Origin of the sequence: Rhizobium centroccidentale, assembly GCF_030182565.1 — a bacterium.
Classification (GTDB): domain Bacteria; phylum Pseudomonadota; class Alphaproteobacteria; order Rhizobiales; family Rhizobiaceae; genus Rhizobium.
Genome location: NZ_JAQJCG010000003.1, coordinates 191,597 through 215,526, shown reverse-complemented (window position 1 = coordinate 215,526; position 23,930 = coordinate 191,597). Strand labels below are relative to the sequence as shown.

General features: G+C 60.2%; 22 protein-coding genes. 10 read left to right on the top strand and 12 right to left on the bottom strand.

Annotated elements, in window-relative coordinates:
- Positions 1-191 precede the first annotated feature (191 nt).
- The 3 genes from PH562_RS04900 to PH562_RS04890 form a co-directional block, all read right to left on the bottom strand.
- Positions 192-1,325, bottom strand: coding sequence for a Gfo/Idh/MocA family protein (locus PH562_RS04900; RefSeq protein ID WP_285171821.1), 1,134 nt, complete (start codon positions 1,323-1,325; stop codon positions 192-194).
- A gap of 10 nt (positions 1,326-1,335) precedes the next feature.
- Positions 1,336-2,265 (bottom strand): sugar phosphate isomerase/epimerase family protein, encoded by a 930-nt coding sequence (locus PH562_RS04895; protein WP_285171820.1) that lies wholly within the window; start codon positions 2,263-2,265, stop codon positions 1,336-1,338.
- A gap of 243 nt (positions 2,266-2,508) precedes the next feature.
- Positions 2,509-3,543, bottom strand: coding sequence for a LacI family transcriptional regulator (locus PH562_RS04890; RefSeq protein WP_285171819.1), 1,035 nt, complete (start codon positions 3,541-3,543; stop codon positions 2,509-2,511).
- A gap of 256 nt (positions 3,544-3,799) precedes the next feature.
- On the opposite strand from PH562_RS04890, the gene PH562_RS04885 reads away from it, so the two are divergent.
- Positions 3,800-3,949, top strand: coding sequence for a hypothetical protein (locus PH562_RS04885; RefSeq protein ID WP_015342612.1), 150 nt, complete (start codon positions 3,800-3,802; stop codon positions 3,947-3,949).
- Between the two features lie 100 nt (positions 3,950-4,049).
- On the opposite strand, the gene PH562_RS04880 is transcribed toward PH562_RS04885, so the two are convergent.
- Positions 4,050-4,841 (bottom strand): HpcH/HpaI aldolase family protein, encoded by a 792-nt coding sequence (locus PH562_RS04880; RefSeq protein WP_285171816.1) that lies wholly within the window; start codon positions 4,839-4,841, stop codon positions 4,050-4,052.
- A 336-nt stretch (positions 4,842-5,177) separates the two neighbouring features.
- Complete coding sequence (locus tag PH562_RS04875; RefSeq protein WP_285171815.1) at positions 5,178-5,576, bottom strand: VOC family protein; 399 nt, start codon at positions 5,574-5,576, stop codon at positions 5,178-5,180.
- A gap of 102 nt (positions 5,577-5,678) precedes the next feature.
- Between PH562_RS04875 and PH562_RS04870 the strand changes: the two genes are divergently transcribed.
- A complete protein-coding gene (locus PH562_RS04870) occupies positions 5,679-6,389 on the top strand; it encodes a helix-turn-helix transcriptional regulator (RefSeq protein WP_285171814.1) in 711 nt (236 codons plus the stop codon).
- Between the two features lie 42 nt (positions 6,390-6,431).
- Here the strand turns inward: PH562_RS04870 and rhaI are convergent, their stop codons facing one another.
- Positions 6,432-7,724 carry an L-rhamnose catabolism isomerase gene (gene rhaI / locus PH562_RS04865; protein ID WP_285171813.1) on the bottom strand — a complete coding sequence of 431 codons (1,293 nt, stop codon included), beginning with the start codon at positions 7,722-7,724 and terminating at the stop codon, positions 6,432-6,434.
- 227 nt (positions 7,725-7,951) lie between these two features.
- Complete coding sequence (locus PH562_RS04860; protein WP_285171812.1) at positions 7,952-10,048, bottom strand: bifunctional rhamnulose-1-phosphate aldolase/short-chain dehydrogenase; 2,097 nt, start codon at positions 10,046-10,048, stop codon at positions 7,952-7,954.
- Between the two features lie 209 nt (positions 10,049-10,257).
- Between PH562_RS04860 and PH562_RS04855 the strand changes: the two genes are divergently transcribed.
- From PH562_RS04855 to PH562_RS04825, 7 genes are all read left to right on the top strand, one after another.
- Complete coding sequence (locus PH562_RS04855) at positions 10,258-11,070, top strand: DeoR/GlpR family DNA-binding transcription regulator (protein ID WP_285171811.1); 813 nt, start codon at positions 10,258-10,260, stop codon at positions 11,068-11,070.
- A 53-nt stretch (positions 11,071-11,123) separates the two neighbouring features.
- The gene (gene rhaS / locus PH562_RS04850) at positions 11,124-12,119 is read left to right on the top strand and encodes a rhamnose ABC transporter substrate-binding protein (RefSeq protein ID WP_112410823.1); all 996 of its coding nucleotides are present in this window, start codon (positions 11,124-11,126) and stop codon (positions 12,117-12,119) included.
- Between the two features lie 73 nt (positions 12,120-12,192).
- Entirely contained in the window at positions 12,193-13,728 is a 1,536-nt protein-coding gene (locus tag PH562_RS04845; protein WP_285171810.1) for a sugar ABC transporter ATP-binding protein, read from the top strand.
- Positions 13,729-13,738: 10 nt separating this feature from the next.
- On the top strand, positions 13,739-14,743 hold the full coding sequence (locus tag PH562_RS04840) for an ABC transporter permease (RefSeq protein WP_285171809.1): 1,005 nt from the start codon (positions 13,739-13,741) through the stop codon (positions 14,741-14,743).
- Positions 14,740-15,756: an ABC transporter permease gene (locus PH562_RS04835; RefSeq protein ID WP_285171808.1), complete on the top strand. Its 1,017-nt coding sequence runs from the start codon at positions 14,740-14,742 to the stop codon at positions 15,754-15,756. Before PH562_RS04840 ends, PH562_RS04835 begins: the two co-directional genes overlap by 4 nt.
- Positions 15,753-16,079 carry an L-rhamnose mutarotase gene (gene rhaM / locus PH562_RS04830; RefSeq protein WP_285171807.1) on the top strand — a complete coding sequence of 109 codons (327 nt, stop codon included), beginning with the start codon at positions 15,753-15,755 and terminating at the stop codon, positions 16,077-16,079. Before PH562_RS04835 ends, rhaM begins: the two co-directional genes overlap by 4 nt.
- Positions 16,076-17,461, top strand: a complete 1,386-nt coding sequence (locus PH562_RS04825) for an FGGY-family carbohydrate kinase (protein WP_285171806.1) — start codon at positions 16,076-16,078, stop codon at positions 17,459-17,461. Before rhaM ends, PH562_RS04825 begins: the two co-directional genes overlap by 4 nt.
- On the opposite strand, the gene PH562_RS04820 is transcribed toward PH562_RS04825, so the two are convergent.
- Positions 17,458-18,282 (bottom strand): aminoglycoside phosphotransferase family protein, encoded by an 825-nt coding sequence (locus tag PH562_RS04820; protein ID WP_285171805.1) that lies wholly within the window; start codon positions 18,280-18,282, stop codon positions 17,458-17,460. The two genes, PH562_RS04825 and PH562_RS04820, sit on opposite strands and share 4 nt — an antisense overlap.
- 399 nt (positions 18,283-18,681) lie before the next feature.
- Here PH562_RS04820 and PH562_RS04815 point away from each other — a divergent pair, with 399 nt between their 5' ends.
- Positions 18,682-19,788, top strand: a complete 1,107-nt coding sequence (locus PH562_RS04815) for a branched-chain amino acid ABC transporter substrate-binding protein (protein WP_285171804.1) — start codon at positions 18,682-18,684, stop codon at positions 19,786-19,788.
- Between the two features lie 88 nt (positions 19,789-19,876).
- Here PH562_RS04815 and PH562_RS04810 read toward each other — a convergent pair whose 3' ends face one another.
- The 4 genes from PH562_RS04810 to PH562_RS04795 form a co-directional block, all read right to left on the bottom strand.
- Positions 19,877-20,701 carry a sugar phosphate isomerase/epimerase family protein gene (locus PH562_RS04810; protein ID WP_285171803.1) on the bottom strand — a complete coding sequence of 275 codons (825 nt, stop codon included), beginning with the start codon at positions 20,699-20,701 and terminating at the stop codon, positions 19,877-19,879.
- Positions 20,702-20,727: 26 nt separating this feature from the next.
- Entirely contained in the window at positions 20,728-21,903 is a 1,176-nt protein-coding gene (locus PH562_RS04805; RefSeq protein WP_285171802.1) for a dihydrodipicolinate synthase family protein, read from the bottom strand.
- A gap of 12 nt (positions 21,904-21,915) precedes the next feature.
- Positions 21,916-23,073, bottom strand: coding sequence for a Gfo/Idh/MocA family protein (locus tag PH562_RS04800; protein WP_095436945.1), 1,158 nt, complete (start codon positions 23,071-23,073; stop codon positions 21,916-21,918).
- Between the two features lie 129 nt (positions 23,074-23,202).
- The gene (locus PH562_RS04795; protein ID WP_095437652.1) at positions 23,203-23,910 is read right to left on the bottom strand and encodes a TetR/AcrR family transcriptional regulator; all 708 of its coding nucleotides are present in this window, start codon (positions 23,908-23,910) and stop codon (positions 23,203-23,205) included.
- Positions 23,911-23,930 lie beyond the last annotated feature (20 nt).

Below are 23,930 nucleotides of genomic sequence, written 5' to 3'. Positions count from 1 at the left end.
CTCCTCCTTTGACGACGTTCTTTAAACGCCTTTCTTCAGCCGCCGCCGTCTCCAGACATCGGATGCCGAATTTCCTGATCCTCCAAAACCGTGCGGCAGGGCCTCCGTTCCCCGCAGCAAGTGAGCAATGCTTCCTCAGGCATTGCCCCTTCGTCAAGCCCGCAGTCCAAAAGGACCGCATTTTCTCAACTCTATAGCGCACTCAATGAGAAACGTCCCTCATTTATTGCGCGCGGTATCGGATCGGGGCGACCGCAACTACTGTGGATTGCAACCACCGAACGCGATTGCGCCGAACGCTCGAATGCCGTCATCACCTCAAGGGCGTGGAAAGCCAGTTCCGACGATACCCGATGCTGCCGTCCCGAGCGAAGGGAATCCACCATCTCCGCCGCGCCCAATCCGCGCAGGCCGAGATGACCTGGCACACCTTCCGTATAAGGGTGATCGACGGGGATCTCCCTCCACGCATCGTCGCCGTCGCGGAATATCTCGACCTTGCCGCTGAAATTGTTCGGATCCGGCGTCACCATAGTGCCTTCCGAGCCGTAAAGCTCGATCTGATTGTGCTTGTGCTTGATGACATCGAAGCTGGTGGCAATAGTAACAGTCGCACCGCTATGAAACTCCATAACACCAGTCAGATGGGTCGGCACCAGTACCTTGATCGTCTCGCCTCGGCGCGGATCGGTCTTCACCGTGCGTTCGATGCGGGTGATCTTCGCAGTGCCGAAGACCTCGCGCACGGGGCCGAGCAAGGCGATGAGGTTCGTCACGTAGTACGGACCGACATCGAGCATCGGCCCGCCGCCGCGGCCGTAGAAGAAGGCCGGGTTGGGATGCCAATGCTCATGACCAGGCAACAGCAGCATGGCGGTGGCCGAAATCGTCTTGCCGATGTGCCCTTCATCGAGCAAACGCCGTGTCAACTGGTGACCGCCGCCGAGGAAGGTGTCGGGAGCGCAACCGAGCCGCAGGTCCCCTGCTCGCGCGATCGCCATCAACTCCTGTGCCTCGGCCATGGAGACGCCAAGCGGCTTCTCCGAATAGACATGCTTGCCGGCAAGCAGCGCCTTCTTGCTGATGGCATAATGCGAGACCGGCGTCGTCAGGTTGATGATGAGGCCGATTTCCGGATCGGAAAGCATCGTATCGAGCGCAACGGCCTCTATACCGAACTGCTCGGCGAGCTTGCGGGCAGGCTCCTGATAAAGATCGTAAACAGACTTCACGCGAATGAAATCAAACATATGGAGGGTCGCGACATAGGTAGCGCTGATATTGCCGGCGCCGACAATGCCGACTTTCATGGGTTCGTTGTTCATTGGCTTGCCTTTAGGAAATGGTGATATCGAGTTCGGCGGCGGCGGCGCGCAGATAGTTCATGCCGCGCCGCATCTCGTCGTCGAATTCCGGCGTCGCTTCGCGGAAATGGGTCCAATGCGATGCACCCGGCGCATCTTCCAGCTCCAGCGTGATCGGGCCAGAATAGCCGATGGTCTTGAGTGCCGCGAAAATCGCCTTCCAATCGATCTTGCCGCGCCCGGGGCGCCAATGGGCGTTGGTGTGCCCTTCATTATCGGAAAAATGCGTATTGAAGATCCGATCGCCGAGCGCCAGAACGACGTAATGCGGCATGTCGCCGGCCGGAAAGAGATGGCTCGGATCGAAATTCAGGCCGAGATTGGCGGCACCGGTACGCTCGATCAGCCGCAGCATGCCCTGACCGGAGCTGACCCAGCGATAGGGATGCGGCTCGATCGCGACCTTGAGACCCGCGGCGGCGGCAATCTCGCAAGCCCGGGTAAAACCCTCGACCACGGCTTCATATTCACCCGTCCAATCCCATTGCGGTTCGACCGCCGCGCCCCACTCCTGCGAGATCGGCCTCTGCAGGATCGGCTTGACCTCGGATTGAAACGGATAGGGCGTCATGCTGGTGACGATCGGCGTGCCGATCGCTGCTGCGACATCCATGCCGCGCTTGTAGCCTTCGAGATCAACCGTCGAAACGGCAGCGCCCGCGGCACGGCTGAAGGGTAGATTGAAGAAGAAGTTGGTTAGCACCAGCCCCTCTCCATCAGCAATCTGCTTCAACTCGCGGATGGTTTCGGGCGTGTAGTAGCTCAACATATCCACCGACCAGGCGGTGAGCTCAAAGCCCTTGCAGCCTGTCGCGGCGAGCCGCCGCAACGGCGCCTGATATGGCGGGTTCCAATTGAAAGTCCAAATAGGCGATCCGAAAAAAAGCGATCCGTCGCTCACGTCATCCTCCCTTGCAATGGTAGAGCCGCTCACGGCGAGGCCTCCACGCCTGAGCAAATGTGCCTTGCCGATGAGCCTCCTCGCTCAAAATCGACAATTCGTAACGTTACGATTATGGAAAAGATGGAGGCTGTCAATCGGCTATTTTTCGCCAAAAGAATGCTCGACACCGTTCAATCTGCAAATTCGTAACGTTACGAATATCTTCTCAGCATCTGCTCATCCTGCAAGCAGCAACATTCTTCAGGCATGGCGTAACTGGCTTTGATGATCGACGAAGGCGGCGCGGACGACTTCGTGCAAATCGGCCGGATTTTCACCGCCGATCGCCCGATGCAGGAAGGCGGCCAATCGCTCGCCTATGGCGTGGTTCGAATAGTGGAAGGTACTCAAAGGCGGGTTGAAGAAATCGGGCAGCGCCGTGCCGCCATAGGTAATCAGCGCGAAATCCTTGCCGGCCTGCCGCCCGGCATCGCGCAGGCCCGCAAGAAAACCGAGAGCCGCCTCCTCGCTGGCGATGAAGGCGGCCGTCGCCGTGGGATTCTGCGCTGCAATATGCTTTGCCATCCCGCGACCATTGTCGGGTGTGGCCGTGGTGAAATGGACGCCATCATCAGGCACGTCGAGGTGACGCTCGGCAAAAGTCCTGCGCCAGCCCCTTACGAATTGCAGGCTGTAGGTGAATTGCTGGCTGGGCGCGACCAGCAGCGGCTTGTGGTGGCCGGCATCGAGCAGAAGACGCGCAGCCTCCGCGCCGATCATTTCATGATCGAGATCGATGCTCGGATGAACGCTCAAGAGCTCCGTCCGCCCGAAGGTGACAAAGGGCATGCCGACCTCGAGCAGATATTTGACGCGATCGTCCTGCGGGGTCGTGTGCGTAATGATGATGCCGTCGACCGATCCCTCCTCGACGATATCGCGCACCGTCGCGAGTGGATCATCTGCCTGGAGCTGCGGGACGATTGTCGTTCGGTACCCTCGTGCCTTCATATAGCGCGAAGCGCCTTCGATCAGCGAGGCAACGACAATGTTCATCTCGCCCTCGCGCCCGAAAGGCAGCACGATGCCGATGGCATGCGTTTTACCGGTGCGCAGATTGATGCCGCCGAGATTCGGACGATAGCCAAGCTCGCCCGCGACGCGCTTGACCAGTTCGATGGTCTCGCGATTGACCTCCGGGCCTTCCTTGAGAGCACGGCTGACTGTCGTAACCGAAAGACCGAGAGCCGTAGCCACGGTCCGCAAGGTCACGCGCTGACCTACTTCGCGACGCAAGCCGCGTCCTACCGCCGATCCCTGCACCTTCGACAAATCATTCCGCTCCGCCATATCGGCGCGAGAATGCCCGGAGGCGGGTAACGATGCAAGCGCAGGGTGCGATCAAAGTCGAAGAGGGTACCTGTTTTGGGCTGTCGATCCGATGGTGTCGGATGACATCAGGACACAACCTTAAGCATAGGCATTCAGCTGGCATTCAGAAAGGCAATTTTAAGATGCATACCGCCAGCCATTCTATTATTAGGAGAAGATCATGGACAAATATACCAAAACTGTTTTGACAATCATCGCCGTCGCGCTCGCGGCAATCGCCATCCAAAACACGATTACGCCGGCACAAGCCGTCGGTGGCGGCTGCGGTACGGAGACCTACCGGCCCTGCTATGTAAAGCTGGTGAACTAGAACGAATTCGGATTTTAGGTCGAACAGACCTAAAATCATCCGGCTCTAGCGCAATCACCGCTGCCCGTGGGATACTCCGGGCAGCTTTTGTCCCAGCCGGTTATGAATCAGAGCCTTTTCGCGCAGCCTGAATGGCCGTGCGTGCGCCGGCGCGCAACTGCGCTGTTTCCGTGCCAGCGATGACCAGATCGAGGCCGAGCTTCAGATATTCTCCAGCGCGTGCGCCATCGCCACCGAAGGCGCAAATGACCTTGCCGTGAGCGCGGCAGCGTGCCAGCGCGGTTGCAAGCGCCTGATCGATCGCGGCGCTATCGGGTGCAAGGCGGGCGCCGTTCGAAAGCGCGATCGAAAGATCGGACGGGCCGACGAAGATGCCGTCGATACCGTCGACTGCAAGTATCTCGTCGATGGCGTCGAGCGCCATGCGGGTTTCCACCATGGCGATAGTAGCGGTCAGGCTGTTGGCGCTCTGCAGATAATCTTCAGCCGGCAGGCCGAAATGATTGAGCGCCAGAGATGGTCCCCAGCTCCGCTCGCCGAGCGGCGGATACTTCGTCGCTTGCACCAAGGCGCGCGCATCATCGGCAGAATTGATCATTGGCGCGATGATGGCGGAGGCGCCGGCATCGAGAAGGCGCGAGGCAGAAGCAAAATCGCCGACGGGAATGCGGGCAATCGCCGGCTTGCCAGCCAGGCGCACATAGGCAATCCCGTTGGCAGCAGACTCCATGTTCCACATGCCATGCTGCATATCGAGCACGATGGTATCGAAGTCTTCCTGAGCCAGATGGTTGACGAGCATTGGATCGGGTATGCCGACCCAGCCGGAGATCATGCCGCCATTCTCGCGGCGCTTCAGGCGTCCGGCAAAACCGTTCATGTCAGTCGTCATCGTCTTTCCTCACCTATCAACACCAGGCCCCATTTTGGAGCTCGCCTCAACCGCCAAATCACGGCGAGCCGTTGCAATCGACAATACTCAATTCCCATTGCCGAGCCACTCGAAAGTGCACATGCGACGGACACAAATCGACAAAGCACGGCTTCGACCGCGGTCGGCTACCGTGCAGAAAGATGATTTCAAATCTGCCAGACGACCATGACAAATTTGCAGCTATCTGGATCGGTGAGCCGCGCTCACCGGGCGACTAAGGCGTGACTCAAGGCGAGCGATACCGTCAGGCAGACGGCATCGTCCGATCACAAGATTTCGGCGGCTCCTTATCGCTCAACGCCCGGCAAAACGCTGTTTCGCAAAATCCGTGACAGGCGTGTAAAGGCTGATGAGCGTCCCCTCGGGATCCCGGATCTGTCCTGCCCGGTTGCCCCATGGCATCAGCTTCGGTTCGTGCACGACCGCCACCTTGTCCTTCAACCTTGCGAATTCGGCATCGACATCGTCGACCTGGAATTCGATGATGACCGAGCGATTGGCGCAGGGTTCGGCGCTGCCCTCCTTGAACAGGGCGACGGTCTCGGCGCTTCCGATCGCGAGCGTCGCCGAGGGGGTGACGATCTCTGCAAAGACTGGCGCCAGCCACTCGGCCGGGTGACCAGTGACCATCTCATAAAAGCCGACCATCTTCTTGATGTCTGAGGCGATCAGACGTGTGGATGCTAGTTTCATCGAATGCTCCTTCGAAAGTCCCGCTCGCTATGTCGCTGGCGGCTCGAAGGCTCTTGTTGCATAAGGCTGTTGCCACCATACTGGCAGCAGGAGTCAGCAGGAATGCGTCGCGCCGACCGTTTGTTTCAGATCATACAGATATTGCGCCGGTCGAGCCGGCCGGTAACTGCTGCCGCGCTGGCGGATGAACTCGAAATCTCGAAGCGCACGGTCTATCGCGACATTGCCGATCTGATGGGCCAGCGCGTGCCGATCGAAGGTGAGGCCGGCTTCGGATATCTCCTCTCACTGGGCTACGAAATGCCGCCGCTCATGCTGACGCCCGAGGAGATCGAGGCCGTCGTCCTCGGAGCACAATGGGTTGCGGGCCGTGCCGACAAGGCCCTTGCCAATGCCGCGCGCGACGTGGTTGCCAAGATCACCGCCATCGTGCCTGCACATTTGCGCCCGTTCATCCTCGAGCCGAGCGTGGGCGCCAAACCCGTCATCCAAGAAACGGAAGGGGAGAACATCGACCCATCGATGCTGCGGGCAGCGGTCCGGGAGGGGCGAAAACTCCAGCTGCGCTACCGCACCGAAATGGGCGAGGAAACCGCAAGGACGGTGTGGCCGGTTGTCCTCGGCTATTCCGACACGAGCCGCATTCTGGTGGCATGGTGCGAGCTGCGCCAGGGCTTCCGGCATTTCCGCACGGAGCGGATTATCGAAGCCGACATGCTCGACGAAAACTATGGCCTGCGGCCAGGAGAATTGCGGCGTCGCTGGTCCGTCTGGCGAGAGGCCGAACTCCAGCAATTAAGGCAGGCGCAATAGGCATCGGGCGCCGGCACGATTGTCCGCCAGCGCCCGATAATCTCAGATGATCCCGCCACCGCCAGCAACGGAAGCCGGACGCTCGGCGGCCACCTTGCGGCGATGGCCGCTCGCCCTGTAGGTCGCGACCGGATCGATGGCGCCGCCGGCGCGGCGGCGTGCTTCAGCCAGGATCGGCTCGACATCGGCGCGATAGGCTCGCTTCAGCGTTTCCGATGCCATCAGGGCATCATTGGCATCCTGATAGTCGCCGAGTGCGTTGCGATCGACGATCAGCGCCTGCGCGTAAGCGCGGCGAATCTCGTTGGCGCTTGAAATCAGGCTTTCGATCGGGTCCGTGACGTTATGTGACTGATCGATCATATGCGCCGGATTGAAGTCGTTCACGCCGCGCCGTTCGGCATCGACCAGCTCGTTGAAGACGAGGAACAGGCGGTAGGGCTCGATCGCACCGGCGTCCAGATCGTCATCGCCATATTTCGAGTCGTTGAAGTGGAAGCCGCCGAGCTTGCCGAACTGGATGAGGCGCGCGACGATCATCTCGATATTGGTATTCGGCGCGTGGTGACCGAGATCGACGAGGCACTGCGCCTTCGGGCCGAGGGTTTGCGCGATCAGATAGTTGGTGCCCCAATCCTGAACGACCGTCGAATAGAAGGCCGGCTCGTACATCTTGTGCTCGGAGAACAGCCGCCAATCGTCAGGAAGCGCCTTGTAGATATCGGCCATGGCAGCGAGATAGCGCTCGAACGCCTTGGTGAAATTGGTCTGGCCGGGGAAGTTCGAGCCGTCGCCGATCCAGACGGTCAGCGCCTTCGAGCCAATGGCCTTGCCGATTTCGATGCATTCGATGTTGTGTTCTACAGCCTGGGCGCGGGTCGCAGCATCGACATGGCTGAGCGAGCCGAACTTGTAGGAATGAGCCTGACCGGGCGCATCGGAGAATGTGTTGGAGTTCATGGCGTCGAAGCCGAGGCCAAGCGCATCGCCCTTCGCCTTCAATTCCCTCGGATCGGCCTTATCCCAGGGGATATGCAGCGAAACCCTTGGCGTTGCCCGCGTCAGCTGCTGAATGACGGCGCAATCGTCGAGCTTGTCGAAGATGCCGCGCGGCTCGCCGGTGCCGGGGAAGCGGGCAAAGCGCGTGCCGCCGGTGCCGACGCCCCAGGACGGGACGGCGACGAAGAATTCGGAAACCTTTTTGGTGACGGCTTCGATATCGACGCCGCGGCGGGCGAGCGCGGCGCCGAGCGCCTCATAATCGGACTTCAGCGCGGCGGCGCGCTTGTCGTTTTCGGCGGCGACCAGATCCGGCGCAATTCTAAACTCGGCCATTCTTTCCTCCCATGTACGTCATTCGAAATGTTACAGCCTCTCGACTGGCTGTTCCCTCTTCTCCCCGGCGGGGAGAAGATGCCCAACGGGCAGATGAGGGGGGAGTGAAGAGCATAGCGATTCACATCTTGAGCGTAAGCGAAAGATAGAACCGCATTTGCAGCGCCCCCTCATCCGACCCTTCGGGCCACCTTCTCCCCGCTGGGGAGAAGGAAAAATGTAGCTAACTACCGCGTGAAGCTCTGCGCGTTGCCGGCGTCGACGTTGATGATATTGCCAGTCGATTTGGCGGAAAGATCCGAGGCCAGGAAATAGATCGCCTCGGCAATATCCTCGGGGAACACATTCAGCTTCAGCATCGAGCGCTTGCGGTAATGTTCCTCCAGATCGTCCACCTCGATCTTCGAGGAGGCGGCGCGCTGCTCGCGCCATTCACCGTTCCAGATCTTCGAGCCGCGAAGGACGGCATCGGGATTGACGGTATTGACGCGGATGCCGGCTTCTGCACCCTCCAGCGCCAGGCAGCGAGCGAGATGGATCTCCGCTGCCTTTGCCGTGCAATAGGCGGCGGCATTCGGCGAGGAGGCCAGACCGTTCTTCGATGCGACAAAGACAACGTTGCCCCCGAGATTCTGGCGGCGGAACAGCCGGAAAGCTTCACGCGAGACGAGGAAATAGCCGGTCGCGAGGATATCGATATTGCGGTTCCACATCGAAAGCTCGGTGCTTTCAATCGGCGCGGACGAAGCGATGCCGGCATTCGATACAAGAATGTCGACGCCGCCGAATTCGACACAAGCCTCGGCAAAGGAGGAGATGACGGCATCTTCCTTTGTCACGTCGAGCTTGACGCTGCGTACGGCATCGGCCCCATATCGCTTGGCGAAATCGGCCTGCGTACTCTCAAGTGCCGCCTGGTCGATGTCAGCCAGAACGACACAAGCGCCCTCCCCCACGAGGCGCGCTGCCGTGGCGCGGCCGATGCCGCCGGCGCCGCCGGTAACAAAGGCGACCTTGCCGGCAAGGCTCTTCGGCTTCGGCATGCGCTGCAGCTTTGCCTCTTCCAGCAGCCAGTATTCGATATCGAAGGCTTCTTGCTCCGGCAGCCCCTGATATTCCGAAACGGTGGATGCGCCGCGCATGACATTGATGGCATTGACATAGAACTCGCCGGCAATGCGGGCAGTCGCCTTGTCGCGGGCAAAGGAGAGCATGCCGACGCCGGGCACGAGGAAGATCACCGGGTTCGGATCGCGCATGGCAGGCGAATTGTCATGCTTGCAATCATTATAGTAACGCGCGTAGTCGGCGCGATAGTCTTCCAGCGCCTTGTCGAGACCGGCGATCACGGCATCCACATCGGGCTTGGCCGGATCGAAATCGACGATCAGCGGTCGGATCTTGGTGCGCAGGAAGTGATCCGGGCAGCTGGTGCCCAGCGCGCCGAGCGGGCGAAGGTTCTTCGAGTTGACGAATTCGAGCACCGCATCCTGATCGTCGAAATCGCCGAGCTTGCGTTCGGCCTTGCCGATGCGACCACGGATCTCAGGCATCAGCCGGGCGGCGATGGCGCGACGCTCCGCCTGCGGCAGGCTTTCGACAACTGCGCCGCCGAAAATGGTCTTGCCTTCCGTCTTGGCGGCGAACCATTCGATCGCCTTGTTGATAATGGCAAGCGTCAGCTCGTAGCATTCCTTGGCGTCGTTGGCCCAGGTGAAAAGGCCATGGCTTTCGAGCACGACGCCCTTGGCATTCGGATGCGCCTTGACGAAGGCTTCGAGATCGAGACCGAGCTGGAAGCCGGGGCGGCGCCAGGGGAGCCAGCCGATATCGTCACCGAAGATCTCGCGTGTCAGTTCGCGCGAGTTCTTCGAGGCGGCGATGGCGATGATGGCATCCGGATGCATGTGGTCGACATGGGTGAACGGCACGAAACCATGCAGCGGCGTATCGATCGAAGCCGCGCGAGCATTGAGATTGAAGGTGCAATGCGGCAGGAAGCCGACCATGCGATCCTCATCAGCAACGCCTTGATAGATGTTTTTCAGGCTGTCGAGCTTGTCCTGGTAAAGCGTCGCGAAGCCATCGAGCTTGATGGTGCCGACATCGCCGCCGGAGCCCTTGACCCAGAGCACCTTGACCTTTTGGCCGGAGAGCGGATCGGTTTCCATGACCTTGGCCGACGTGTTGCCGCCACCATAGTTGGTGATACGCTTGTCGGCACCGAGCAGATTCGACCGATAAAGCAGCTTGCCCGGCTCATCCAGGCCGGCAGCATATGTATCATCCCAACGGTTTTTCAGAAGCTGAACGCCAGCCGCCATGTCATCCTCCCTTGAAAATCAAGTCCTGCAGGCGGATCGCGTTACGATTGGAACCGCCCTTTGTGAGCAGGGTATCGCTCACATATAGTCACCCTGTCAATCGAAAACGATCAAATTCGATAATGTTGCGATGCAATATGAAAGTTTATGATCGATTGTGATTGACACATTGCCATATTTGCGAAATAACCGCCGACAAGGAGGAGCCAATGCACGAACGCGAACGCCATCGCATTATTCTGAGCGCCGTACAGGAAAAGTCTGTCGTGACGATTCAGGATATTTCCGAGCTGACCGAGGCTTCGGAAGCGACGATACGCCGTGATATCGCTGCCCTGCACGTCCAGGGAAAGATCCGGCGCGTGCGTGGCGGCGCGGAATCGATCCATCCCCCACAGCTCGGCAATCTTGCAGCGCGGCCGTTCCGTGTATCCGAAGCCGTCAATATCGATAGGAAACGCGCAATTGCGCGCAAGGCCGCCGAACTCTGCAACCCCGGCGACGCCATTATCATCAATGGCGGCACGACCACGTTCCAGCTCGTGCATTATATCTCGGCCTTCCGGCTGCAGGTGATGACCAACTCCTTCGCCATCGCCGAACATCTGGTCAAACATTCGAAGAACAACGTGACGGTGCCGGGTGGCGCGATCTATCGCGAACAAAGCCTGATCCTCTCGCCCTTTGACAACGATACGATCCGGAATTTTTATGCTCAGCGCATGTTCGTCGGTGCGCAGGGCGTCGGCCCGCTCGGCGTCATGGAAGCCGACGCGCTGGTCATCCAGAGCGAGCAGAAGCTGATGCGCCAGGCCGACGAGCTCGTCGTCATGGTGGATTCGAGCAAATTCCGCCAGCGCTCCAGCCTGATCCTTTGTCCGCTCGAACAGGTCTCGACCATCATTACCGATGACGGCGTTACTGCCGAGACGGTGCGGATGATCGAGGATGCGGGCATTTCGCTCATTATTGCAAATGTTTCGGCTCAGGCCGAGGAGGAGGATTCCCCGTCGGTCGCGTGAGACGCGCGGCCGAAATGGGGTGAGCATGCCTATTAACTTTGGGAGGAAGTGACATGAATATAGCAAAGAAACTGGCGATCGGCGTCGCGCTCGCCGCGACACTGATGGCCGGCGCGGCAAGTGCAAAGGACGTCAAGATCGGTCTCGTGGTGAAGTCGCTGGGCAACGGCTTCTTCGAGGCGGCCAACAAGGGCGCCCAGGAAGCAGCCAAGGATCTCGGCGGCGTGCAGGTGATCTACACCGGCCCGACTTCGACCACGGCAGAAGGCCAGATCGAGGTGATCAACTCGCTGATTGCACAAGGCGTCGATGCCATCGCGATTTCGGCCAATGACCCAGATGCAGTCGTCCCTGCGCTTAAGAAGGCCGCACAGCGTGGCATCAAGGTCATCTCCTGGGATTCCGGCGTCGCCAAGGCCGGCCGCATTCTGCAGCTGAACCCCTCGTCCAACGAGCTCATCGGCAAGATGTGCTTGACACTCGCCAAGGATCATCTCGACGGCGGCAAGGGCGACTTCGCCATCCTGTCGGCAACAACCACCTCGACCAACCAGAATATCTGGATCGGCGAGATGAAGAAGCAGCTCAAGGACTTCCCAGGCCTCAATCTGGTGACAACAGTCTATGGCGACGATCTCTCGGACAAGAGCTATCGTGAAGCCCAGGGCCTCCTGACCTCACATCCCGAAGTCAAGGTCATCGTCGCCCCGACGACGGTCGGCGTGCTTGCCGCTTCGCAGGCCGTCAAGGACGCCGGCAAGATCGGTAAGGTCTATGTGACCGGTCTCGGCCTGCCGTCCGAAATGGCTGGCGCGATCAAATCAGGCGCGACGAAGGAATTTGCGATCTGGAACCCCATCGATCTCGGCTATTCCGCAACGCAGATCGCCTATCGCCTCGTCAAGGGCGAGACCGATGGCAAGCCGGGCAGCGAGATCAATGCCGGCCGCATGGGCAAGATCAAGGTCGGCGAAAACGGCGAAGCCGCCATGGCCGATCCGTTCGTCTACAACGCTTCGAACATCGATCAGTTCTCCAAGGTTTTCTGATCGAAAATCGAACTCGCAGCTCTCCGGCGGCGCTAGCCGCCGGACCTGGTTTCACTGATCCGGTACATTGCTGATGACCACAGTCCTTCAACGCTCCATCGCGGACGCGCCAGCCGCGAACAATCAGGCCATTCTGGAAATGCGCGGCATTTCCCAGATCTTTCCCGGCGTGAAAGCGCTGGATGGCGTCAGCATTTCGCTTTATCCCGGCAAGGTCACAGCCCTGATCGGCGAGAACGGTGCGGGCAAATCGACACTCGTAAAAATTCTAACAGGTATCTATCGCCCGAACGAAGGCGAGATTCTTGTCGACGGCAAACCAACGGCTTTCGCCAGTGCGCAGGCGGCCATCGATGCCGGCGTCACGGCCATTCATCAGGAAACGGTGCTCTTCGACGAGCTGACTGTTGCCGAAAACATCTTTCTCGGTCATGCGCCGCGCACGTCCTGGCGCACCATCGACTGGAAGACGATGAACAGCCGCTCGAGGGAACTTCTGCAATCGCTGGAAAGCGCCATCGATCCCACGACCCGATTGAAAGACCTCTCCATCGCGCAGCGCCATCTTGTGGCAATCGCGCGCGCTCTGTCGATCGAGGCCCGCATCGTCATCATGGACGAACCCACCGCCGCCCTTTCCCGCAAGGAGATCGATGATCTCTTCCGCATCGTCGAAGGGTTGAAGGCAAGGGGCAAGGCGATCCTGTTCATCAGCCACAAATTCGACGAGCTCTATGAGATCGCAGACAATTTCGTCGTCTTTCGCGATGGCCGTGCCGTTGGTCATGGCGAGCTGAAAGCGACGCCGCAGGACGAGATCGTCCGTATGATGGTCGGACGCGATGTCGGCAACGCATTTCCCAAGGTTGACGTATCGCTCGGCGATACCGTTCTCGAAGTCGAGAAATACTGTCATCGGACGGAGTTCCGCGACATTTCCTTCAAGCTCAGGCGCGGCGAGATCCTTGGGGTCTACGGCCTGATCGGCGCCGGACGTTCCGAGCTTTGTCAATCGCTGTTCGGCATCACCAAGCCGCTCTCCGGGCGCCTGACGCTCGACGGACGTGAAATCCAGGTGCACTCGCCTCAAGATGCCATTCACGCCGGCATCGTCTATGTGCCGGAAGAACGCGGCCGCCACGGTCTGGCGCTGCCGATGCCGATCTATCAGAACATGTCGCTGCCCTCGCTCGGACGCACCTCGCGCAAGGGGTTCCTGAAGGCGGCCAACGAATTCGCTCTCGCCCGTAAATATGCCGAACGGCTCGATCTGCGCGCAGCTGCCCTTTCCGTGCCGGTGGGAACGCTCTCTGGCGGCAACCAGCAGAAGGTGGTCATCGGCAAGTGGCTCGCGACGCAGCCGAAGATCATCATTCTCGACGAGCCCACCAAAGGCATCGATATCGGCTCGAAGGCAGCCGTCCACGGTTTCATCAGCGAGCTGGCGGCCGAAGGCCTCAGCATCATCATGATCTCCTCCGAACTGCCCGAGATTCTCGGCATGGCGGATCGCGTGCTGGTCATGAAGGAAGGTCTTTCCGCGGGCCTGTTCGAGCGCGACGGGCTGACGCCGGAAATCTTGGTGCGCGCCGCCACGGGAAATGCATAAGGAGAGCCGGATGCCACGCATCCTCAAAAAGCGCGAAACACTGCTCGCCATCATCATCGCCGTGATGATCGCCGGCTTCGCAACGCGTGCGGCCGGCTTTGCCGAGCCCGCCAATCTCGCCAATATCTTCAACGACACCTCGATCCTCATCATTCTGGCTCTTGCCCAGATGACAGTCATCCTGACCAAATCGATCGATCTGTCCGTCGCCGCCAATCTGGCCTTGACGGGCATGGCGGTTGCGATGCTGAACGCGGCCTATCCCGATATTCCGCTGATCGCGCTCGTCTTAATGGCAATCCTGATGGGCGCGGCTCTCGGCGCCATCAACGGTTATCTCGTCTGGGCGCTCGAAATCCCGCCGATCGTCGTCACGCTCGGCACCCTGACGATCTATCGCGGCATGGCATTCGTGCTATCGGGCGGCGCCTGGGTCAATGCGCATCAGTTCACGCCGGTCTTCCTGAACGTGCCGCGCACGCCGCTTCTCGGCCTGCCCGTGCTTGCCTGGATCGGCATCGCGATCGTGCTGATGATGTATCTGGTGCTGCACTACACCCAGTTCGGCCGCTCGGCCTATGCGAGCGGCGGCAATCCGGTGGCCGCCGTCTATGCCGGCATCGACGTCGGCTGGACCCGCTTCCTCGCCTTCGTTCTGTCCGGCGCGCTTGCCGGCCTCAGCGGCTATCTCTGGGTCTCGCGCTATGCGGTGGCCTATGTCGATATCGCCAACGGCTTCGAACTCGATAGCGTGGCGGCCTGTGTCATCGGCGGCATTTCGATTGCAGGCGGCGTCGGTTCCGTCGCCGGCGCCGTGTTGGGCGCCCTCTTCCTCGGCGTCATCAAGAATGCGCTCCCGGTCATTGGCATCTCGCCGTTCACGCAGATGGCGATCTCAGGCACCGTCATCATCCTTGCCGTCGTCTTCAACGCCCGGCGTGAACGCAACCGCGGCCGCATCATCCTGCGCGATCAGGCAGCAAAGGACACCGCCAGCCAGGGAGCACACGCATGAGCAACGGTTCGCAAACGGCAACGGCGGAAAAGCGCGTCATTCCGGATCGCCTCGGCACTCCTTTCAAACGCATCTTGTCGAGCTGGGAAACGCTGCTCTTCGGCGTCGCGATCGCGATCTTTATCTTCAATTCGCTGGCCTCGCCCTATTTCCTGGATCCCTTCAACCTCTCGGACGCGACCTTCAATTTCACCGAAAAGGCGATGATCGCCTTTGCCATGGCGCTGCTCGTCATATCGGGCGAAATCGACTTGTCTGTCGCAGCCATCATCGCGCTGGCGTCGACGGCGATGGGGGCCGCGGCGCAACTGGGCGTCGATACGCCCGGTCTCGTCGCGATCGGTATCGGCGTCGGCCTGGTCTGCGGCATCTTCAACGGCTTCCTGGTTTCGGTGCTGAAGCTGCCGTCGATCGTCGTCACCATCGGCACGATGAGCCTGTTTCGCGGCATTTCCTATATCGTTCTCGGCGATAAGGCTTACGGCAACTATCCGGATAGCTTTGCCTATTTCGGCCAGGGCTATGTTGTCTGGGTCTTCTCGTTCGAATTCGTGCTCTTCATCGTGCTCGCGATCACCTTTGCGATCCTGCTGCATGCGACGAATTTCGGCCGTCAGGTCTATACGATCGGCAACAATGATTTTGCCGCGCGTTTCTCCGGCATTCCGGTCGAACGGGTCAAATTCATCCTGTTCCTCCTGACCGGCATCATGAGCGGCATTGCCGCCGTCTGCCTCACCTCGCGCCTTGGCTCGACACGTCCTTCGATCGCGCTCGGCTGGGAGCTGGAGGTGGTCACCATGGTCGTGCTCGGAGGCGTATCGATCCTCGGCGGCTCTGGGACGATCGGCGGTGTCGTCATCGCCGCCTTCGTCATGGGGTTGGTTACATTCGGCCTCGGCCTGCTGAACGTCCCGGGCATCGTCATGTCGATCTTCATCGGTCTCCTCCTCATCATCACCATCGCGCTGCCGATCGTCGCCCGCCGCATCAGGACCATGAGTTCCAAATGACCGCTGCTCTCGAACGCCACGCCTTCAAGATGACGCTCAATCCAGGCATGGAGGCAGAATACCGGAAGCGGCATGATGAAATCTGGCCCGAGCTGGTGGATCTGCTGCATCAGGCCGGCGTCAGCGATTATTCCATCCATCTCGATCGCGACACGAACACGCTTTTCGGCGTGCTGACACGGCCGAAGGATCATTCGATGGCGAGTCTGCCCGAACATCCCGTCATGAAGAAATGGTGGGCGCATATGGCCGATATCATGGCGACCAATCCAGACAATTCGCCCATTCAGAGCGATCTGGTCACGGTCTTCCATCTGCCATGAGCAACGAGACAGCCTACCGTCACATCGCCGTCATCGACATCGGCAAGACCAACGCCAAGGTGGTGGTGCTTGATGCTGGCACAGGCAGAGAGATCGCCGTCGTCAGAACCGCAAACAGCGTCCTGAAGTCGGGTCCTTACCCACATTACGATATCGAGGGCCTGTGGGATTTCATCATTTCGGCTCTCAAAGGTTTTGCCCGCACGCCTGGATTCGATGCCATTTCGATCACGACGCATGGTGCATGTATGGCGATGCTTTCAGCCGATGGCAACCTCGCCATGCCGGTTCTCGACTATGAGCATGGCTATCCCCAAACCGTTCAGAACGCCTACAATCAGTTGCGCCCCAAGTTTACTGAGACGTTTTCACCCGGATTGTCGGTTGGCCTTAATGTCGGCGCGCAAATCCACTATCTAAAAAGCACCTTTCGGGCCGATTTCGCCCGTGTCGCGACGATCCTGACCTATCCGCAATATTGGGCTTTCCGATTGACCGGTATCGCCGCCAACGAGGTGACCTCGCTCGGTTGCCATACCGATCTCTGGAACCCGACGACGCAAAGCTATTCGTCTCTGGTCGACACGCTTGGCATCCGCGGGCTGATGGCGCCAGTCCGTTCGGCTTTCGACGCGCTTGGACCGGTCCTGCCGGCACTTGCTGCGGATATGGGTCTCACGAAACCGGTGCCGGTCTATTGCGGCATTCACGACTCCAACGCCTCGCTGCTGCCGCATCTGATCGAAAACGAAGCCCCCTTTGCCGTCGTCTCGACGGGAACCTGGGTGATCAGTTTCGGCGTGGGCGGCGATCTCGATCATCTTGATTCCAGGCGCGATGCGCTTGCCAACGTCGATGCCTATGGCCGCGCCGTGCCATCAGCCCGTTTCATGGGAGGCCGCGAATTCGAGCTTCTGGCTGCCGAAATAGGCACGGCGGCGCCCGAGGCGATCGAAGCCGCCTTGGAGCCGGCGATCAACAAGGGCCTCATGCTTTTACCCAACGTCGTTGAAGGATCGGGTCCCTTTCCCGGCAGCAAGCGGCGCTGGATCGCAGATAGCGCCGCGAGCAATGCCGAGCGCCTTGCCGCTGTCAGCCTCTATCTCGCGCTGATGACGGAAGCCTGCCTCAGCTTGATCGGCGCCAGAGGACCGATTTTCGTCGAAGGCCCCTTCGCGCTCAACAGCGCCTATCTCAAAGCCCTGTCCGCTTTGACGAACAGCGACGTTATTGCGCTGGCGGGCTCGACAGGCACCAGCCAGGGGGCAGCGTTACTGACGGGCATCCGCCCCGCGACAACAGCGGAAAACTCGCCGGTTCGCGCCGAACTGGCCGGGTTGATCCGCTATCGGCAGGCCTGGCGCGACGCATTAAGCTCTTAAGCCTCGGCCCCGGATAGTTCTGCCGCCGCGATTTCGGCAACGCGCAGCGCTAGTTCGACGTGCTCGTCCTCGCCATCTTCGATCAGCCAGCTTGCTGAAAGGCCGGCCCAGGCAACGATCCATCGCAACAGGCGCCCATGCTCCATTCCCGCTGCTTCGGCAACGACCGTCACTTGCCGGGCAAGACGACCGGGGGACGTGGCGACTGCATTATCTGGATTGCAGAAGAGATTGGCGTAATCAAAGCCGCGCTCGCCCACGAGGCCCTTGGGATCGATCGCAAGCCAGCCGCGCTCTGCGAAGTCAAGAATATTGCCGTGATGGATGTCGCCATGCAGCGCCACGACATCGCGGGGTTCCGACAGTAGTTTGCGGGCCGTGACAGCAGACCGTACGAAAGTGCCACCTTCGCAGTGGGCCATAGTTTCGAGCGAACGAAACCGGTGGACAAGCGGAATCAATTGCGGCAAACCGCCCCCGCGAGAGGCATGAAGCCCAGCGACGGCCTTGCAGATGATCCGGCTTGCCTCGTCGTCCTCGCCATTCCTTGCCATCTCGGCAAGTGAGAGGCTGCCTGTTGCCCGTTCGAGCAGGATAGCATGGTCCTGATGTTCGAGAACGCGCGCAGCACCAATGCCATTCCACCAGACCATGAGCTCGGCACCCGATTTCTCCTCCGGCGCGTCCGCGATCTTCAGCATCGCCGGCTCGCCGTCACGGCGCACGGGAAAAAGCCGGCTGGAATGGGTGACGACCGGATCGCCATCCGGGATCAGGCGCCAGAGGTCGAAATAGGTCTTTGAACCGTCATTCTCATTCACGCGACATCAATCTCCTCGGCATAGGCCACGCCATGACAGGCGCCGCTACCTATGTGGGTCAGCGGCATCGAAACTTCCACTTTTAGATTCACGTCGCCTTACCGCCATATCGCCCGGGTTTTGGAAGCAGATGCACAACAACCATCCCTCGACAGAAATTCAAAAAGATCGTCAAAATTGTCTTCGCGACGGTTATTTTCTTGCGGAATCGTCCCAATATTCCTACAGAAAATACCCTTATGAGCGCTTTCGAGATCAAAAAATGTCCGAAAGCGCCCATCGGCTTCGATATCAGCTCTGTCTTCTCCAAAAGAACGCCTTACGGCAGTTTGCGCGTCGAGACAGGCGATTGCGGGCGGGTTTAAAGGGCGCTGCCGCGCCTATCCAAGGAGAGCTAACATGAGTCTGAAGACATTGACGGCCGCGACCTTCGTCGCTTCGCTGGCCTTCGCACCTCTCGCGCATGCGGACATCACCATCGGCCTCATCGCCCCGCTGACCGGCCCGGTCGCAGCTTACGGCGACCAGGTCAAGAACGGCGCGCAGACCGCTATCGAAGAAATCAACAAGAACGGCGGCGTTCTCGGCCAGAAGCTCGTTCTGAAGCTCGGCGATGACGCCGGCGATCCGAAGCAGGGCGTATCCGTCGCCAACAGCTTCGTCGGCGACAGCATCCGCTTCGTCGTCGGCCCGGTGACCTCGGGCGTTGCCATCCCAGTTTCCGACGCGCTTGCCGAAAACGGCATCTTGATGGTCACGCCGACCGCAACCGCTCCGGACCTGACCAATCGCGGCCTGACGAACATCTTCCGCACCTGCGGCCGCGATGACCAGCAGGCCGTCGTTGCCGGCGAATATGTGGTGAAGAACTTCAAGGACAAGAAGATCGCCATCCTCAACGACAAGGGCGCCTACGGCAAGGGCCTGGCCGATGCCTTCAAGGCAGCGATCAACAAGGGCGGTATCACCGAAGTCGTCAACGACTCGCTGACCCCCGGCGAAAAGGATTACAGCGCGCTGACGACGAAGCTGAAGCAGGCCGGCGTCGAAGTGATCTATTTCGGCGGCTATCATCCGGAAGCAGGTCTGCTGGCCCGCCAGCTGCACGACATCTCCGTCAAGGCGCAGATCATCGGCGGCGACGGCCTGTCCAACACCGAATATTGGGCGATCGCCAACGATTCCGCGGCCGGCACGCTCTTCACCAATGCGTCTGACGCGCTGAAGAACCCGGATTCGCAGAGCGCCGTTGCCGCCCTCAAGGCACGCAACATCCCGGCCGAAGCCTTCACGCTGAACGCCTATGCTGCCGTGCAGGTGCTGAAGGCCGGTATCGAAAAAGCCGGCAAGGCAGATGATGCCGAAGCCGCCGGCGCTGCGCTGAAGAAGGGCGAACCGATCGACACGGCCATCGGCAAGGTCACCTATGGCGAAACGGGCGACCTGACCTCGCAGAGCTTCTCGCTCTACAAGTGGGAAGGCGGCAAGATCGTTTCGGCCGAATAAGCCGTGACGTTATCGCTTTGAAAGATAGCCGGGCCACTTGTTGTTGGCCCGACTTTTTTATTGGAGATGCTACCCGGGCCGCAGCCACTCAGCAAACGGTGCGGAAGCGCTCGATGCAGGTGGAGAGAACCTCCTCACCCGGCCGCTTCCACCAATTATTCTGAGAGAAGATCTCGACCTCCTGCAAGCCGAAGAAACCGGCCTTCTCGATCTCGGCGCGGATGCGCTTCAAGTCGATGACGCCATCCCCCATCATGCCGCGATCGAGCAGCAGGTCCGTAGTCGGCACCAGCCAGTCACAGATGTGATGCGCCAGGATGCGGCCACCGGCGCCGGCGCGCGCGATCTGTTCATAAAGCTTCGGGTCCCACCAGACATGGTAGACATCGACCGCGACACCGATGCCTTCGCCCAGGAGATCGCAGATGTCGAGCGCCTGCTCAAGCGTGTTCACACAGGCGCGATCAGCCGCATACATCGGATGCAGCGGCTCGATCGCGAGCGGAATTCCGGAGCTGCGCGCATGCGGCAGAATCGCGGCGATACCGTCCGCTACCATCTCGCGGGCATGAGCGATATCCTTCGATCTCTCCGGCAAACCGCCAACGACGAGAACGAGGCAATCGGCATTCAGCGCCGCTGCTTCGTCGATCGCCCGCTTGTTGTCGTCGATTGCAGCCGCCCTACCCTCGGCGCTTGCGGCAGGAAACATGCCGCCGCGGCAAAGCCCGGTGACTTTCAGCCTGTTGTCGGCGACGATGCGGGCGGCTTCGGAAAGCCCGATGTTGTGCACCTGATCGCGCCAGGGCGCGATCGCTACGATATCCTGCTTCAGGCACGCTTCGACCGCCTGGCGCATGTCATATTGCTGGCGCACCGTTGCCAGATTGATGGACAGACCCTCTATGGCCATCGTGATGATCCTCCCCGATCTTGTCGTTAGTCGATGCCGACGGTGGCAAGGATCGTCTTCATGCGATAGACGGCGAGATCCGGGTCACGCAGCACGCGTGCCGTGTCCGCCAGACGGAAAAGCTCCGAAAGATGCTGGATGGAGCGGGCGCTCTGCTGGCCGCCGAGCATCTGAAAATGATCCTGGAAGCCGTTGAGATAGGCGAGGAAGACGACGCCGGTTTTGTAGAACCGCGTCGGCGCCTTGAAGATATGGCGTGACAGCGGGACGGTCGGCGTAAGGATCTCGTGGAAGGCGTCGAGGTCGTTCTGAGCGAGCTTTGCGAGAGCCGCGCTCGCCGCCGGTGCAATGGCATCGAAGATGCCGAGCAAGGCATGCGAATGGCCCTGGTCGTCGCCGGCGATCAGTTCCGCATAGTTGAAATCGTCGCCGGTATACATCTTGACCGATGGATCGAGCCGGCGGCGCATGATGATTTCCTTCTCCGCCGACAGCAGCGAAATCTTCACGCCATCGACCTTGGCCGCATTCTGGTTGATGATCGCGGTCGCGGTCTCCATGGCCCGCATGTCATCAGCCGACCCCCAGTAGCCTGCCAGCGCCGGATCGAACATCGAGCCGAGCCAGTGAATGATAACGGGCTCTTTGACCTGACCGAGGATGCGGTCGTAGACACGGATATAATCATCCGGGCTCTTGGCGGCAGCGGCAAGCGCCCGGCTTGCCATGAGAATGACGCGCCCGCCCTGCCCCTCCACATAGGCCACTTGTTCCTCGTAAGCGCAGATGACGTCATCGATCGTGACATCGGGACCGGGCTGGAGGTGATCCGTGCCGGCGCCATAGGCGATCACCGCATCCGGCCGTCCGCGAGCGGCCGACTGCGCATGCGCAATCAGCTCTTTTGCGCCGCTCCAGTCGAGCCCCATGCCGCGCTGTGCGGTATCCATCGCTTCCGCTACGCCGAGGCCGAGGCCCCAGAGATATTCGCGGAAGGCGATCGTGCGTTCCCAGTCGATATTGCGGTCAAGCCAGGGATCGTTGTCCGCAAGCGCATCGACCACGACATGCGCGGCAGCATAGGCGACGCGATTGAAGTGATGGCCGCCCGCCGGTTTCACAGGCGCGATCAACGGCTCGTTGACGGGCGTGAAGGCCGCGATCGTGCCGTCCGCCCTTGGCAAGTGAAGGCTTCTCTCCATGAGATCAGCCTCCTAGCGGGCCGAAAGAGAGGGAACGTCGACCCAGCGACGCTCCGCCCAGCTCTTCTGTGCCAGCTCTGCCAGCTGCACGCCCTTGGCACCCTCGCGCAGCGTGAACTTCCACGGCGCATCCTCGGCCACATGGCACAGGAACTGCTCCCATTGCGCCTTGAAGCCATTGTCGAAGGCCTGCGTGTCGGGTACCTCTTCCCAGGTGTCGAAGAAATTGATCGGCTGCGGCTGATCCGGGTTCCAGACAGGCTTCGGCGTATTGACGCGATGCTGCGTCCAGCAGCGCATCAGACCGCAGACGGCCGATCCATGGGTACCGTCGACCTGGAAGGTAACGAGATCGTCGCGGCGAACCCTGACCGCCCAAGAGGAGTTGATATGCGCGATAACGCCACCTTCGAGCTCGAAGGTTGCATAGGCGGCATCGTCGGCATCGGCAACATAGATGTTACCGTTCTCATCGACGCGGCTTGGAATATGCGTCGCGCCGAGGCAGCTGACCGACCTGACCTCACCAAAGAGATTATCGAGCACATAGCGCCAATGCGGCAGCATATCGAGGATCATGCCGCCGCCATCCTTTTTGCGGTAGTTCCAGGACGGACGCTGTGCCTTCACCCCCCAATCGCCTTCGAAGACCCAGTAACCGAATTCGCCCCGCACGGAGAGAATCTTGCCGAAGAAGCCGCTGTCGCGCAGCATGGCGATCTTGCGCAAGCCCGGCAGGAAGAGCTTGTCCTGGACGACGCCGTTCTTGACGCCGCGACGCTCGGCGGAAGCAGCAACCGAGAGCGCCTCCTCCAGCGTCTCGGAGATCGGCTTTTCGCAATAGACATGCTTGCCGGCGGCAATCGCCTTTTCGAGAAGCTCGACGCGCATCTGCGTCGAACCGGCATCGAAGAAGATCGTATTGTTGGGATCGGCAAGAGCGGCATCGAGATCGGTCGTGGTCTTCGAAAGACCATGCTTGCGGGCGATCGCCTCGATCTTCTCGGCATTGCGGCCGACAAGCAGCGGCTCCGGCATCAGCCGGTCGCCGTTCGACAGAAGAACGCCGCCCTGCTCGCGGATCGCCAGGATGGAACGCACGAGATGCTGGTTATAGCCCATACGGCCGGTAATGCCGTGCATGATGATGCCGATCGGCTTCGTTGCCATGAGTTTCTTCCTCCCGTAAATAACTATATAGTTACATAACTGACACGGCGAGCCGATGCTGTCAACGGCCATCGTCAATGGCCGCGACGGCAATCATCTGCCGTTGCTGAGCTCGTGGCTCCGGGGATTTCAGGGACGCAGATAGGCGAAAATCACATCGACGATATGCTCGCCCCAGGCGTCGATCTCACTCTTGTCAGAGAGGTTCCGACGGAAGATCGTCGAGAGCGTCCAGCGGTTCGTGAGGAAGAACGAGCCGAGGGCCGCAATGCTCATATAGATCTTCACCGGATCGCAGCCGCTGCGGAATACGCCCGTCGCCACACCGCGATCAAGCAGGCCGGATATCTCCGACACCAGCGGCGAGTGCAGCTCGAAAATGCGCGCCGAACGCTTCAGGAAGCGGGCCTTATGCATGTTTTCCGTGCTGAGAATCCCCAGGAATTCCGGGTGATCCAGAAAATATTGCCAGGTGAAGACGACCAGCTCCCGCATGCCGTCGGCAGGCGAGCGATGCGAGAGATCGAGCCGTGCTTCCGCCGAACGGATCGCGATATAGCTGCCTTCCAGAACGGCGACGTAGAGCGCATCCTTGCCGCCGAAATAGTGATAGAGCATCCGCTTGTTGATTTTCGCCCGTTCGGCGATGGCATCGACGCGAGCGCCGCCATAGCCGCGCTCGGCAAATTCCTTGGTCGCAGCCGCCAAAATTGCCTTGCTGGTGCGTTCCGCATCCCTGAGACGGGGCCGTTCCGAAGCTGCGCGCGAGGGTGTTTTCTCTGCATTCGCAAGGCCTGCATTCCTTGCGCTACGCTTCACGGTCTTGGCTTCTGACATCATGGCTCCCGGCGGCATTT

What these genes read in the sequence shown, in the direction of transcription:
- PH562_RS04900 (WP_285171821.1), bottom strand. Translation starts at nt 1,325, where the DNA reads ATGAACAACGAACCCATGAAAGTCGGCATTGTCGGCGCCGGCAATATC.
- PH562_RS04885 (WP_015342612.1), top strand. Translation starts at nt 3,800, where the DNA reads ATGGACAAATATACCAAAACTGTTTTGACAATCATCGCCGTCGCGCTC.
- PH562_RS04880 (WP_285171816.1), bottom strand. Translation starts at nt 4,841, where the DNA reads ATGACGACTGACATGAACGGTTTTGCCGGACGCCTGAAGCGCCGCGAG.
- PH562_RS04875 (WP_285171815.1), bottom strand. Translation starts at nt 5,576, where the DNA reads ATGAAACTAGCATCCACACGTCTGATCGCCTCAGACATCAAGAAGATG.
- PH562_RS04870 (WP_285171814.1), top strand. Translation starts at nt 5,679, where the DNA reads ATGCGTCGCGCCGACCGTTTGTTTCAGATCATACAGATATTGCGCCGG.
- rhaI (WP_285171813.1), bottom strand. Translation starts at nt 7,724, where the DNA reads ATGGCCGAGTTTAGAATTGCGCCGGATCTGGTCGCCGCCGAAAACGAC.
- PH562_RS04860 (WP_285171812.1), bottom strand. Translation starts at nt 10,048, where the DNA reads ATGGCGGCTGGCGTTCAGCTTCTGAAAAACCGTTGGGATGATACATAT.
- PH562_RS04855 (WP_285171811.1), top strand. Translation starts at nt 10,258, where the DNA reads ATGCACGAACGCGAACGCCATCGCATTATTCTGAGCGCCGTACAGGAA.
- rhaS (WP_112410823.1), top strand. Translation starts at nt 11,124, where the DNA reads ATGAATATAGCAAAGAAACTGGCGATCGGCGTCGCGCTCGCCGCGACA.
- PH562_RS04845 (WP_285171810.1), top strand. Translation starts at nt 12,193, where the DNA reads ATGACCACAGTCCTTCAACGCTCCATCGCGGACGCGCCAGCCGCGAAC.
- PH562_RS04840 (WP_285171809.1), top strand. Translation starts at nt 13,739, where the DNA reads ATGCCACGCATCCTCAAAAAGCGCGAAACACTGCTCGCCATCATCATC.
- PH562_RS04835 (WP_285171808.1), top strand. Translation starts at nt 14,740, where the DNA reads ATGAGCAACGGTTCGCAAACGGCAACGGCGGAAAAGCGCGTCATTCCG.
- rhaM (WP_285171807.1), top strand. Translation starts at nt 15,753, where the DNA reads ATGACCGCTGCTCTCGAACGCCACGCCTTCAAGATGACGCTCAATCCA.
- PH562_RS04825 (WP_285171806.1), top strand. Translation starts at nt 16,076, where the DNA reads ATGAGCAACGAGACAGCCTACCGTCACATCGCCGTCATCGACATCGGC.
- PH562_RS04815 (WP_285171804.1), top strand. Translation starts at nt 18,682, where the DNA reads ATGAGTCTGAAGACATTGACGGCCGCGACCTTCGTCGCTTCGCTGGCC.
- PH562_RS04810 (WP_285171803.1), bottom strand. Translation starts at nt 20,701, where the DNA reads ATGGCCATAGAGGGTCTGTCCATCAATCTGGCAACGGTGCGCCAGCAA.
- PH562_RS04805 (WP_285171802.1), bottom strand. Translation starts at nt 21,903, where the DNA reads ATGGAGAGAAGCCTTCACTTGCCAAGGGCGGACGGCACGATCGCGGCC.
- PH562_RS04800 (WP_095436945.1), bottom strand. Translation starts at nt 23,073, where the DNA reads ATGGCAACGAAGCCGATCGGCATCATCATGCACGGCATTACCGGCCGT.
- PH562_RS04795 (WP_095437652.1), bottom strand. Translation starts at nt 23,910, where the DNA reads ATGTCAGAAGCCAAGACCGTGAAGCGTAGCGCAAGGAATGCAGGCCTT.